Origin of the sequence: Haloarcula sp. Atlit-120R (assembly GCF_003665885.1) — an archaeon.
Taxonomy (GTDB): domain Archaea; phylum Halobacteriota; class Halobacteria; order Halobacteriales; family Haloarculaceae; genus Haloarcula; species Haloarcula taiwanensis.
Window position 1 is genome coordinate 223587 of record NZ_QPLN01000004.1, and the last position, 12861, is coordinate 236447.

General features: G+C 62.7%; 8 protein-coding genes. 6 read left to right on the forward strand and 2 right to left on the reverse strand.

Going from position 1 to position 12861, the window contains the following annotated elements:
- Window positions 1–11: 11 nt before the first annotated feature.
- The 3 genes from DVK01_RS15590 (at window position 12) to DVK01_RS15600 (ending at window position 3070) form a co-directional block, all read left to right on the forward strand.
- Window positions 12–275: a hypothetical protein gene (locus DVK01_RS15590; RefSeq protein ID WP_101350132.1), complete on the forward strand. Its 264-nt coding sequence runs from the start codon at window positions 12–14 to the stop codon at window positions 273–275.
- A 64-nt stretch (window positions 276–339) separates the two neighbouring features.
- On the forward strand, window positions 340–2541 hold the full coding sequence (locus DVK01_RS15595; RefSeq protein ID WP_121537491.1) for a DHH family phosphoesterase: 2202 nt from the start codon (window positions 340–342) through the stop codon (window positions 2539–2541).
- Window positions 2542–2581: 40 nt separating this feature from the next.
- Window positions 2582–3070 (forward strand): cupin domain-containing protein, encoded by a 489-nt coding sequence (locus DVK01_RS15600; protein WP_101350130.1) that lies wholly within the window; start codon window positions 2582–2584, stop codon window positions 3068–3070.
- A gap of 3 nt (window positions 3071–3073) precedes the next feature.
- Here DVK01_RS15600 and DVK01_RS15605 read toward each other — a convergent pair whose 3' ends face one another.
- Together DVK01_RS15605 and DVK01_RS22860 are read right to left on the reverse strand one after the other, a co-directional pair.
- Window positions 3074–4966 (reverse strand): methyl-accepting chemotaxis protein, encoded by a 1893-nt coding sequence (locus tag DVK01_RS15605; RefSeq protein ID WP_101350129.1) that lies wholly within the window; start codon window positions 4964–4966, stop codon window positions 3074–3076.
- 359 nt (window positions 4967–5325) lie between these two features.
- Window positions 5326–5460: a hypothetical protein gene (locus tag DVK01_RS22860; RefSeq protein WP_255410223.1), complete on the reverse strand. Its 135-nt coding sequence runs from the start codon at window positions 5458–5460 to the stop codon at window positions 5326–5328.
- Window positions 5461–5568: 108 nt separating this feature from the next.
- On the opposite strand from DVK01_RS22860, the gene DVK01_RS15610 reads away from it, so the two are divergent.
- The 3 genes from DVK01_RS15610 (at window position 5569) to DVK01_RS15620 (ending at window position 12850) form a co-directional block, all read left to right on the forward strand.
- Window positions 5569–7224, forward strand: coding sequence for a tRNA uridine(34) 5-carboxymethylaminomethyl modification radical SAM/GNAT enzyme Elp3 (locus DVK01_RS15610; RefSeq protein WP_101350128.1), 1656 nt, complete (start codon window positions 5569–5571; stop codon window positions 7222–7224).
- A 338-nt stretch (window positions 7225–7562) separates the two neighbouring features.
- Complete coding sequence (locus tag DVK01_RS15615; RefSeq protein ID WP_233562795.1) at window positions 7563–11627, forward strand: CARDB domain-containing protein; 4065 nt, start codon at window positions 7563–7565, stop codon at window positions 11625–11627.
- Between the two features lie 110 nt (window positions 11628–11737).
- The gene (locus DVK01_RS15620) at window positions 11738–12850 is read left to right on the forward strand and encodes a hypothetical protein (protein ID WP_121537493.1); all 1113 of its coding nucleotides are present in this window, start codon (window positions 11738–11740) and stop codon (window positions 12848–12850) included.
- Window positions 12851–12861 lie beyond the last annotated feature (11 nt).

Consider the following 12861-nt stretch of genomic DNA (forward strand, 5'->3'; position numbering starts at 1 on the left):
ATCTCTCCACGATGCTCAGTATCGACATCGACCAGTTTATGCTGGAACTCAAAGATGGCGCGTTCAAGAGCGTTGGCCCGTCGAACAAAGAAGCGACGATCAAGATGTACGACGTGGAAGGCGTCGACGTTCGAGAGTACGGCGACAAGCGCGTCAAAATTGCCTTCGAAGACGAACAGGGGAGCGAAATCGAAGTCGCTCTGTTCCCGGAGCAGGCGAAAGCCGTCGCTACAGGGCTTGAGATGCTCGAAGAAGAGAGCGAGATGTTCGAATAGCGGCCCCGTTCCGTTCGTCCGGAATTCGACAACCGTTTTAGGCCCGACATGCTTGCACCGTGTAATGGGTTCGTGTATCATCTGCGGCAAATCTGTCGAAGGACGCATCTGTGACCTCCACGAGGAGGACGCCCTGTTCGAGTTCCGTGGCTCGCGTGCCGACCAGCTATCGGTCGACCGCTACTACCGCGGCAGTGTCGACGGCTTCGCCGAGTTCGGCGTGTTCGTCGACATCGGCGACAGCGTAACGGGGCTGCTCCACCGGAGCGAACTGGACCAGCGGCTCGATTCCCTCGACTGGGAGTCGGGCGACACCGTCTACGTCCAGGTCAAGAACGTACGTGACAACGGCAACGTCGACCTCGGCTGGTCGATCCGCCAGTCCGAACGCGAGTTCCGCGGCGTCCTCGTCGACGACCCGGAGATCGGACACTCTGTCCTGCTTGAGAACGAGGACGACGAAGACGAAGCACAGTCCGACGACGGCTCCGACGAGGTCGAGTCCGAATCGACAGCCGACGAGTCACCAAGCCAGAGCGACGACGAATCGAGTTCGGACGACGACGCCGGCACGAGCCAGTCTGAATCCGAGAGTACCGCAAGCGCCGGTGCTGTCAGCCGGGCCAACGACGCCGACCGCGTCGAGGGCACTGCGGCTGTCGGTGGCAACGACGGCGGGTCGAACACCGCTGCCGTCACCGAGTCCGGCGACGAAGCCGTCGCGGAGAGTGAGGAGCAGACGGACGAGGCGACTACCGCCGAACCGGTCGCCGCGGCTATCGGCGACCTCGACGACCACGTCGGCGCGGACGTTCGACTGGAAGGTGAAGTCGTCGGTATCCGGCAGACCTCCGGGCCAACGGTATTCGAACTACAGGACGAGACCGGTACCGTCGACTGTGCGGCTTTCGTCGAGGCCGGCGTCCGTGCCTACCCCGAGGTCGAGGAAGACGACTACATCCGACTGTCAGGCGAAGTCCGCGAACGTCGCGGTGAACTGCAGGTCGAGACCGAGGAGCTCGATGTCCTCGAAGCCGAGGAGCGCGAGGAAGTCGAACAGCGACTTGCCGACGCACTTGACGACGAAGCCCGACCTGACACGGTCGAGCCGCTCGCCGACGATACGGCGGTCGCGAACCTCTCAGAGGAACTAGTCGAAGCGGCGACCCAGATCCGGAAAGCCGTGCTGACCGACCGACCGGTCATCGTCCGCCACGCCAACACTGCGGACGGCTATCTCGCCGGCAGCGCGCTCGAACGCGCGGCACTCCCGCTGGTCACCGAGCAGCACCGCCGCGCCGACGCGAAGTATCACTACTTCGACCGGCGACCTATCGAGGGCGGCGTCTACGACATGGACGACGCGACGAAAGACACGACGACGATGCTGGACAACCGGGAGCGCCACGAGGAGAAGCTCCCGCTGTTCGTCTTCGTCGCCGCCGGTGGCACGCGTGAGAGTCTCGACGGCTTCGACCTGCTGAACGTCTACGGCGCGCCGAGCGTCGTCATCGACGACATCGACGTCGACGGCGCGGTCGTCGACACGGTCGATGCTGTCGTTTCGCCGTCCGCTGACACCGTTTCCGAGACCACGTCGACAGCGCTCGCAGCCAACGTCGCTGCACACGTCAACGAGAACGTTCGCGACGACCTGCAACACCTTCCGGCTGTGAGCTTCTGGGAGGATATCCCCGAGCCGTACGTCGACGCCGCCAGCGAGGCGGGGTACGACGAGACCGCGGTGTCGGAGCTCCGCGAAGCCGTCGCGCTGGAGGCCCACTACCAGTCCTACGAGGACAAGCGCGAACTCATCACCGACCTCGTGTTCGGTGACGACGAGGAGGATGTGGGCGGCTTGGCCGGCCACATTGCCGAGCAGTTCCGCGAGAAGGTCGACGAAGAGGTGTCCACCGCCCGTGCCAACCTCGATCACCGGACCGTCGGCGATGTCGACATCGCCGTCCTCGATACGGACGCGTTCACCCACCAGTACGAGTTCCCGCCGGAGTCGCTCCTGCTCGATGAACTCCACCGGGATGTCCGAGACGAGAGCGACGCCGTGCTCGGCATCTCGACGGACACGATGTATATCCGTGCCAACGGCGAGCTGGACCTGCACGAGCTAGTCAACGAGGTCCGCGAGCGAGTTCCCGAAGGCGGCGTCGCGACGCGGAGCGTCCGCGAGGGGACCATTCGCTATCTGGCCGGCGAACGCCCGGCCGTCCTCGACGCCACGCTGGACGTACTGGCCGACGAACTGTAGCGCAAGAGGCTTTTTCTCTCTGCTGGCAGTCTGACTGGGCATGAGCGACGGCCCCGTCAACGAAGCTGACCTCGACTGGACCGACCACGACCACGGCGACCGGACGTTCAAGCGCAAGCAGATCGGTGACGCCGCCGGCGGTGAGCAACTCGGTGCGAGCCTCTACGCCGTGCCGCCGGGCAAGCGGCTCTGGGTGCGCCACTACCACGAGGGCAACGAGGAAGCGATATTCGTCCGTGGCGGAACGGGCACACTCCGGCTCGGTCCTGAGGCCGAAGAACACACGCTAGAACGGGGCGATTACGTTGCGCTCCCGGCTGGCGAGGAGAGTACACACGAAATCGAAGCCGGCGAGTCTGAACTCCGACTGCTGATGGTTTCGACAATGGAGGAGCCGGACATTACCGTCTACCCCGACCGGGAGATGGTCGGGCTGTACGCAGGGTCGCCCCCTGGCGGCGAGAAAGCAGACCGGACGCTGTCGACGTATCTCGATATAAACGCCAAAAAGGAGTACTGGGACGAGTGAATCTTAGCGGCTGCCGACTTCGAACTCGGACAGCATCGTCTGGAGCCGCTCGGACTGCTCGGCCAGCGATTCGATGCTGGCGCTGACCTGCGACATGGACGCGGCCTGTTCCTGTGCGGTCGCGGAGGCGGTTTCGGTCTCCGCGGCGGTCGCCTCGCTGATGTCTACGGCTTCCTCGACCATCGACACCGCTTCCTCAGTCGTGGCGGCCTGGTCGTCCGTCGTGTCGCTGATTTCCTGAATCCCGTTGTCGGTCGCCTCTGCGTTCTCGGCGACTTGCGTGAACGTATCGACGACCTCCTTGACGGCTTCCGTACTCTCCTGCATATCCTCCTTGGCACCCCGTGCCTCCGTGACCGTGGTTTCGGTCTGCGCCTGGGTCTCGGCAATGAGCTGTTCGATTTCGGTCGCCGAGGCTTGCGTCTCCTCGGCGAGCTGTTTGACCTCGTCCGCGACGACGGCGAACCCGTCGCCGCCCGACCCGTTCCCGGCCCGTGCAGCCTCGATGTTGGCGTTCAGGGCCAGCATGTTCGTCTGCTCGGCAATGTCGCCGATGAGATCGACGATCTCGCCGATTTCGGCCATCTTCTCGTCCAGCCGCTCCACGTTTTCGACGGTCGAATCGATGGCGGTCTGGACCTCCCGGGACCCCGCAATCGCCTCCTGTGCCGTCTCCTCGCCGGTGTCCGCTATTTCGGCCGTCTCGCGGGACCGCTCCGCGACGGTCTCGGCGGACGCGGCGACCTCTTCGACGGTCGCCGACAGGTCAGTCATCTCGCTGGAAACGGTTTCGAGCATCTCACGCTGGTCGACCGCCCCGCTGGCGATGCCCTGAATCGACTCGCTCATGTCCTCGCTGGCCTCCGTTGCCTCGTTGGCACCGGCCGTGGCCTGATCGCTCGTGGACGCAACCTCCTCTGAGAACGCCTGTATCTCTTCCATCGCAGACTCCGTCTCCGTCATCATCTGATTGAACGACTCAGCGATCTGTGCCATCGCTTCGTTGTCGGCCACGTCGGGGTCGACGCGAACCGTCAGGTCACCGTCGGCAGCGGCCGCCATCGCCTCGCTGAATCTGCTGGCTGTCTCCTGGAGTTCCGTGTTTTGCCGCTCGGCAGCCTGCATTTTCTCCTCCGCCTTCTCGCGGGCCTTCTTGGCTTCGGCGCGTTGCCGCTCTATCTCTTCTTGTTTGGCCTGGAGATCGTCAATCTCCGAGGCGCGCTGTTCGGCCTGTTCGAAACGCGCTCGCGATTTCTCGCGTGACCGCTCAGTCGACACCCAGTTGTTCACAAGGGCGACACACAGCATCAGGACGAACCCTCCGTGGATAAGCCCCCACACCCAGGGGTTGTTAATCGCTGCCGTGTGGTTGTAAACGCGACTCGGGTCGATCGTTCCGAAGTAGCCGTGGGTGAGAACCACGTACGCCAGTCCCCATAAGAACGGGACCCAGTCCTCGTACACGGCGACCATCGCCATCCCGACGAAGAAGTGAAAGTGGGCTTCAATATAGCCGCCGGAGAACTGGACGAGAGCGAGCGACGAAACGAACACACCCGTGACCGAGAGAATCGTCCTGACACGCCGCCTGAATCGTTTGATGAGGCTCCCCGCCGACAGGGCGAACACAACCCCACAAAGCAGGAGGACCCGAGGCAGCGCGGTAGCGGGGATCTGCGCTTCAGCTATCGGAGTCGACCCGCTGTAGACTCCGAGCCCGAACAGAAACGGTATGTGCAGCAACGTCACAAGCACCACGCTCCGGTGTCGGTTACGCCACTGTTTGTCCGGGATTGTCGACCCGTCTGGGATATAGGATACGAAGCTTTCTAGCCGCTCGACTGGGCCTGGATTGCCGTCTGTTGGCTGCCCAATATCTCCCGTTGGCTGTGCCATATGTACACATGGTACGACTATCACAAATTAACCCTTTCGCGCAGATTATCAGTCCCTGAACTGGCGAATAACCACGGAACAGACATATTGAAGAGCTTATCGCCGCCCCTGAAATCGGCACCGTCTGCTGTTTACGTTTACAGACGGGCGTAGTGTTCAGGCCACTCGCTACCCACGGATTCCCGATAGCGGTTTCAGCCCGGCAAGACCGTGTCCGTGCACTCACTCGACCCGCTCAAACACAGAAGGCTCGTCCAGTAGTATCAACTGAGATAACAGAGCCGGCTCTCTGAGGTCAGGAGCTGACGTTTTAGCGGCTGTCTCAAATGCTCACTCGCTGCTGGCTACCTCGGAGCCCGCTACGTATCGGTCGCCGAGACAGACCTGACTGCCTTCTTCGCACCGTAGTATGCCCACTCCGCACTGTAACAGAACACGCACCCGCGGAAGGTCGGTCGGTCGAGGCCCTCGGTGTCGTCAGCGTCACTGCTCATGTGCTACCTTGGTATGACAGCACAATGAACCCCACGGCTATCCCCTGTCGCTGACGATACCCGAGCGACACGCTTATTCGGCCGAGGAGCCGATTTCGCACAACGCCGATGAGCACGGAGACGCCGGACCCAGACGAGACAGAGACCTTCCAGCAGGTGTGTGCGGAGCTGGTCGACCGGATTCTCGCAGGCGAGGTCGAACGCGACGACGTCGAATCAGCCAAGATTGATGTCTGCCGGGAGTACTCCGCGCCGAAAGTGCCAAAAAACTCCGAACTACTCGATTACGCGCCACAGGAGCACCGCGAGGTGCTGGAGGAGGTGCTCCAGCGCAAGCCGGTTCGGACCGCCTCAGGCGTCTCCCCTATCGCGATCATGACGTCGCCCGAGCGGTGTCCTCACGGGAAGTGCCTGTACTGTCCCGGCGGCCCCGACTCGGAGTTCTCCTCCGCGCAGTCATACACTGGGCATGAACCCGCGGCCGCACGCGGGGAACAGAACGATTACGACCCGTACGGTCAGGTCACCCTCCGGCTCAACCAACTGCGGGAGATCGGCCACCCCGTCGACAAGGCCGAACTCATCGTGATGGGCGGGACGATGACGGCCCGGAGCCACGACTATCAGGAGTGGTTCGTCAAGCGGGCCTTGGAGGCGATGAACGACTTCGACGTCGACGCGGAGCCGACGCCCGCAGAGGACGTGAGCTTCGCCGAGGACGACTACGAGTTCCGCTATCTGGAGGACGTCATCGCCGAGAACGAGACCGCCGACGTCCGAAACGTCGCCACGACCTTCGAGACAAAGCCCGACTGGTGTGACCCCGAACAGATCGACCGGATGCTGGACCTCGGGGGCACGAAAGTCGAGGTGGGCGTCCAGACGACCTTCGAGCGCATCAACCGCGAGATGCACCGCGGCCACGGCGTTCAGGCCTCCATCGACGCGAACCGCCGGCTACGCGATTCGGGGTTCAAAGTCGGTTTCCACATGATGCCGGGCCAGCCCGGGATGTCCAAGGAGATGTGTCTGGAAGACTTCCGGCGCATCTTCGAGCAGACCGACTGGCGGCCGGACTACCTCAAGATATACCCGACGCTGATCGTCGAGGGAACCGTCACCTACGACTGGTGGCGCAAGGACGAGTTCGACCCGCTTTCCAACGACGAGGCCGCTGAGCTGGTCGCCGAAATCAAAGACATGATCCCCCGCTACACTCGCCTCCAGCGCGTCCAGCGGGACATCCCGGCGGACTTCATCGAGGGCGGCGTCTGGAAGTCGAACCTCCGACAGCTCGCCTGGCAGCGGATGGAAGAACACGACTGGACGTGTGACTGCATCCGCTGTCGCGAGGCCGGACACAGCGACGAGGCCGCCGAGAACATCGAACTCGGCGTGATGACCTACGAGGCCTGTGGCGGCACGGAACACTTCATCTCTTTCGAGGACTTCGACAACGACGTACTCGTCGGCTTCTGCCGGCTTCGGTTCCCGAACGACCCGGTCCGCCGGGAGCTACAGGACGCCGCAATCGTGCGTGAACTCCACGTTTACGGCAACGCTGTCGGCGTCGGGCAGGAAGGGGACGATGACGACCACCAGCACAAGGGGTACGGCAAGAAACTGCTGGAAAAAGCCGAGGCACTGGCCCGAGACGCCGGCTTCCCGAAGCTGGCCGTCATTTCCGGTATCGGCGTCCGGCAGTACTACCGGGAGAAACTCGGGTACAAGCAGGACGGGCCGTACGTGAGCAAGCGTCTCTGATGGCTTTCTGATCCGCTGCCCGGGCATGTGACCGAGCGTCCTGTCGACAGAGTGTGGCTGTGGAACCATGCTGTTGTGTGTTTGGCCAGCAGGAGTTGCTGCATCGCGCGGCAGGAGCCGGGCGATGAGCGAAAGAACGGCCGGCGTTTGAGGGACTATATGTATACCGACGCGCCAGCCCTGTGGGCCGGGCGCGGCGAACGGGCCATTACCCATAATGCCGGGTCTCGGCCCTTATTAGACCAGAACCGGCGGTAGCGGACAGTATACGCGATAATAGTACCTTACTCCGCGATTCGTTCCCGCTAACTAATTACCATACTGTCATCGCCCCTCCCATGGGTAAGAGTACGGGCCTGTGGCTAGCAGCGATGACGCTACTGGCTGTGGTTGCGGTGTCGACGGCCCCGATGTTTGGACCGGGTGTCGCAACGGCAGCCAATCACGAGACAGCGACTATCGAAGTGACCGACGCGTCAGCGACAAAAACCAACAGTTCTGGGACGTACGACACGCCGTTCTCAGTCGTTTCTGGCGTAGGGTTTCAAGTGGCGTTCACGGCTGAAAACTCCGGGGGCGTCAACGGCACGAAACAGGTAACGGTCACGGCAGACGACGAGGAACTTAAGCAAGTCGACGTTGCCGTCGACGGCGGCCGGCAGACGACGGAGAGCGTCCCAATCACGCTTGATGACACGGGCGAATACGACCTCGCCGTCGACGGTGTCTCAGCCGGGACGGTGACCGTCGTCGAACCGCCGAGTATCACGGTCATTGAGACGGCCGTCAACCGAACTACGGTCACGCGAGGTGAACACATCGAAGTAACGCACACGCTGGAAAACACCGGCGGGAAAACCGGCGCGCTGACCATCACACCGACGCTGAAGAACACGGACACCGGAGAGTCTCAGATGGTCAACGAACTCGATGTCGAGGTCGGTGGCGGCGACACGGAAACGGCTTCGTGGACGCTGGACACCGGGACCTTCGACGATCTGTCTGCCGGGGAATACGAACTGCAAGCTGGTGGGGATTCGAACCCGACAATCACCATTGAGGAGTCCACTCGGTTCACCGTCGAGTACTCGCAGCTAAGCGACGAATCGACAGTAACGGATGAGCCAGTCGAACTCACCGCTCGGATGGCAAACCCCAGAGACGGAGACGGCTCGGCGACAGAGACGGTCGTGCTGCAGGCTGACGGCATCGAAATCGCCACCCGGACCGTTGAAATCGAGAACGGCGAGACGGAGACGCTGACGTTCTCGCCGACCTTCGACACCGAAGGGACGTATGCCCTGAGAGTAAACGGCGAGTCGGTCGGGTCTGTCGAAGTTGCGGACGAGGCCTCGATTCAGGTTCGGGACGCCGGGCTCATCGACACCCAGGTCAATACTGACACGGACACGGGCGGCATCGGGACCCGTGAGCCGGAGCTGTGGGTTACGGTGGAGAACACTGGTGGACAGGCCGGAACGATAACGCTGCCAATCGACGTCGGCGGCACGCAGGTCGGACAGGAGTCGACGACGGTTCCGGCCGGAGAGACAGTCAACGAGACACTACTCTATCGACTCGACGGTGCTGTTGACGAGGGTGACCACGAAGTCACGGTCGGAGATGTCACCGCCGGCACCCTGACCGTCGGCCAGCCCGATATGCAGGTCACTGATGCGAGCTGGAACCGAACGACGGTCACCCGGGGCAACGCGGCAGAGCTGACAGTAACGGCCAGGAACGACGGGGCCGTGACCGCAGAGCAGGAGTTCTGGATCGAAACGGAGACCGAAGTCGTCGACACCGTCTCGTTCGACCTTGCCCCGGGCGACTCCGGGACGGAAACGTACGTGCGAACGTTCGATGAGCCCGGGACGTACCAGTTCACGGTCGGGAGCGAGACGCAGACGGTCACAGTGGAGCAGCCAGCGACGTTCGAGGTATCTGATAGGGCGCTGAACACGACGAGTGTGAGCGAGGGCGAGAGCGTCGCGGTGACTGCAACGGTCACAAACACCGGCGACCAGGCCGGTAGCTATGAGGTCCCGCTTACCGTCGCTGACGAACGGAAAAATGCCGCGGAACTGCAACTAGAACCTGGAGAATCGACGACCGTCTCGTTCACGGAGCCGTTCACTGCCGTCGGCGCATACCCTATCGACCTTGACGACGGGCGGGTCGGGACGGTCCGCGTGTCTGAGGCGGCAACGTTCGAAACCACCGCTGTCGACTTGAACCGAACGGATGTCATCACCGGAGAGTCGATAGCGGTCACCGCGACCGTCCGGAACGAGGGCGACCAGCCCGGGACGGCCGATGTGCGGTTGCAGGAAGATGGTACCACGATAGATACGCAATCGGTGACACTCGACGGCGGCGAGGAAACGACCGTCACGTTCGTCCAGTCGTTCAGCGATGCGGGGACGCGAGCCATCGCCGTCGACAACCAGTTCGGGGCCCGTGTGACCGTCACTGAGCCGGCGACGTTCGAAATCAGCAACGCGGCGGTCAGTAGCGAATCCGTGACCCAGGGTGGCGCTGTCGAACTCAGCGCGACTGTAACGAACACCGGTGGGCGGACGGGGAACGTCACGGGCACCTTTTCAGTCGCAAATTCCGTCGTTGAGAGCCGGGAAGTGACCGTAGCCGGCGGCGAGGCGACGGAAATCACGTACGAACACGTCTTCAACAACAGCGGGAACTACGTGGTTGCTATCAATGGCGAGCGGGCGGGCACGGTCACGGTCAAGGAGCCGGCGGCGTTCGACACGGCCGCCGTCGAACTGAACCGAACGACCGCCCGGACAGGCGAACCCGTGGCGGTGACTGCCACAGTCGTCAACAACGGTGACGAGACGGGAACCTCCCCGGTTCGCCTCCAGACCAACGCTGATATCGCGGACACGACGAACGCCACGCTCTCGGGCGGACAACAGACCGAGGTTACCTTCGTCTACGTCTTCGAGAGTGGCGGCGAGTACAACGTGGCGGTCAACGGTGACTCTGGCGGAACTATCTCAGTGACACAACCCGCGACGTTCGAGGTCCGCGACGCAAAACTGAGCAATCAGTCCGTCGACACCGGTGAGTCAGTGGACGTGACAGCGACTGTCGCAAATGTCGGCACGGAGAGTGGGAATTACACCGCGGCGCTCGCAGCGAGCAATCAGACACTCAAGTCCAAAACCATCGGTCCGATCGCCGGCGGAGAAACTGCAACTGTGTCATTCAGCATCTCCTTCGACAATGAGGGCAACCGGTCGCTCTCTATTGGCAACACCCCTACCGAAACGCTCGCCGTCGAAGCTGAAGCCAGTAGTGACGGTGGCGGCGGAGGCGGTGGTGGCGGAGGCGGCGGTGGTGGTGGCGGTGGTGGCGGGTTCGATTTCGATGATGACTCGGACGAGACCGACACTGGCGGCGGCGCAGAGGCACCCGCTATCTCCCAGTCCAAGATCGATAACGGGGTCACCGTCCGGGTGTCCGCCGACGCTGCGAACTCGACGGTCTCCCAGTCGCTGAACCGCTCCGGGCCGTCCGAGACCGCGCCGGTGATCACTCTCTCGGCGCTCTCGCTCAACGTGACTAATGACAGTGCTGGGTTCAACACGACACTGCTTGGTCCGCACGCCACGCCGAACGACATGGCCGCGGTTCAGGAAGACGGTGTGCGCGGGTACGTGACTGTCACCTCCGGCGCGAATGCGTCTGCCGTCAGCCGGGCGACGTACACGCTGCAGCTCAACGAATCGGCGCTTCCGGACAACGGGTCGATGGACGCGGTCCGGGTGTATCAGTACCACAACGAGTCCTGGAGTCAGCTACCGAGTACGGTAAACGGAACGAACAGGTCTATTCGGGCGACATCGCCAAACCTGGCAACCCTTGCTATCGTTTCCCCGGTCGCTAATGGGTCCACCCTGACGACAGTGGCGCCCTCGACGAATGCATCGGCGCCGACGCCCGCCGAACTCACCGTTGCTGATGCGTCCCTGATGGCTGATTGGGTCCGGGCTGGCTTCAACACGTCAGTGCGAGCGACAGTCGAGAATCCGAGCGACGAAACCGTCGAGCAGGCACTGACAGTCACCGTCGGCGGCGATTCGGTCGCTTCTCGGACCGTTCGACTCAACGCCGGCGAACAAACTACTGTGACGATAGAGTTCGAGGCTGTCGACGGCCCAGTCGCAGTCAACGGCGTCAGTGCCGGTGACCTCCGCGTCGGCTCGGATGCTGCCCAGAGCACGGGCGGCTCCGGGGCTGACGAGACTGGTGAAAGCGGTGGTGGCGCAGAGCCAGCCGCCGAAACGGTCGCAGCGTCCGGCCCGGGATTTACTGTTCAGCTAGTCGCAATCGTGTTGGCGCTGATCACCGGTTTCGCCCGCCTCCGTCGACGAGTGTGAGGCCCCAGCCGACAGAGACGTTCTATCGCTCCTGTTTCAGTGTCGGACGGACGACCTTACCGGCGGTTTGGCTGCTGCGTAACTAATCCTTTACTCACGTACACCACTGTATGAGCGGGGCCAGAACACTCTGTACTGCCGTCGCCGTCGTTTTTGCCATCGCTGTGTTCGCATCTGTCTTCGCCGTCGGCGGCGTGGTCGCTTCTGACGCCAGTCCACAGAGCGGGACTGATGGTACAGCAAGCACACCCGGGACCGCCGTTTCGTCTGTTCTCGACCGCCACACAGGGACACTACTCGGGCAGGTCAACGGGACAGACACACCGGATGACGGTGAGCAGACTGACGAAGAGACCGAGGAGCCGACTGAAACTGAAGAGACCGAGGAGCCGACTGAAACTGAAGAACCCACAGAAACTGAGAGGACAGAGAAGCCGACCGAGACAGAGGGGCCGAGTGAAACCGAGGAACCTACAGAAACTACGGAGACAGAGGAACCGACCGAGAACGGAAGCCGGGAGGAGACAAACGGCGACGACGGCGCTGACCGAGGCGATTCTGACGACGATGACGGGAACTCCGATGATTCGAACGACTCAGACGACAGCTCCGATGATTCGGACAGTTCAGGCGATAGCTTCGATAGCTCGAATGGTTCAGACGACGGGGAGAACACGACTACACAGAACACGGCGGGCGGCGGCGCGCCTGCTGACAACACGGCCGGTAGCGAGAACGGAACCGTCGGGTTCGGGATGGAAACTGAAGCGGACACCGACGGGGCACCCACGCCGACCGGGCAGGGCAGCGCCGATGTCCGGATTTCGGATGCGTCACTGTCGGCTGACTGGGTCCGGGCCGGGTTCAATACGACTGTGCGAACAACAGTAACGAACACTCGCTCGCGGCCGGTCAACGAGACACTGATTGTGACAGTCGACAGCGAACCCGTGGCACGGGACCGAGTGGCGCTCAACCCCGGCGAAGAGATCGTCGTCGAGACCGAGTTCGAGGCGGTCAACGGAACCGTTCGGGTCAACGGCAAGGCCGCTGGCCCGCTCACCGTCGAAAACCAGTCCCTTTCCGGAGCTGCTAGTGACGACCGGGCAACGACCGCGGCCCAAGGCCCCGGGTTCTCACTCGCGCAGGCGGGCGTCGCTATCACGATACTCACGGTCATCTGCTGGACGCGTCAGGGCTTCCGGCGCGGCCGGGGCCGCTGAATCGGACCACT

Coding starts and splice junctions, on each gene's coding strand:
- DVK01_RS15590 (WP_101350132.1), top strand. CDS start 12: ATGCTCAGTATCGACATCGACCAGTTTATGCTGGAACTCAAAGATGGC.
- DVK01_RS15595 (WP_121537491.1), top strand. CDS start 340: ATGGGTTCGTGTATCATCTGCGGCAAATCTGTCGAAGGACGCATCTGT.
- DVK01_RS15600 (WP_101350130.1), top strand. CDS start 2,582: ATGAGCGACGGCCCCGTCAACGAAGCTGACCTCGACTGGACCGACCAC.
- DVK01_RS15605 (WP_101350129.1), bottom strand. CDS start 4,966: ATGGCACAGCCAACGGGAGATATTGGGCAGCCAACAGACGGCAATCCA.
- DVK01_RS22860 (WP_255410223.1), bottom strand. CDS start 5,460: ATGAGCAGTGACGCTGACGACACCGAGGGCCTCGACCGACCGACCTTC.
- DVK01_RS15610 (WP_101350128.1), top strand. CDS start 5,569: ATGAGCACGGAGACGCCGGACCCAGACGAGACAGAGACCTTCCAGCAG.
- DVK01_RS15615 (WP_233562795.1), top strand. CDS start 7,563: ATGGGTAAGAGTACGGGCCTGTGGCTAGCAGCGATGACGCTACTGGCT.
- DVK01_RS15620 (WP_121537493.1), top strand. CDS start 11,738: ATGAGCGGGGCCAGAACACTCTGTACTGCCGTCGCCGTCGTTTTTGCC.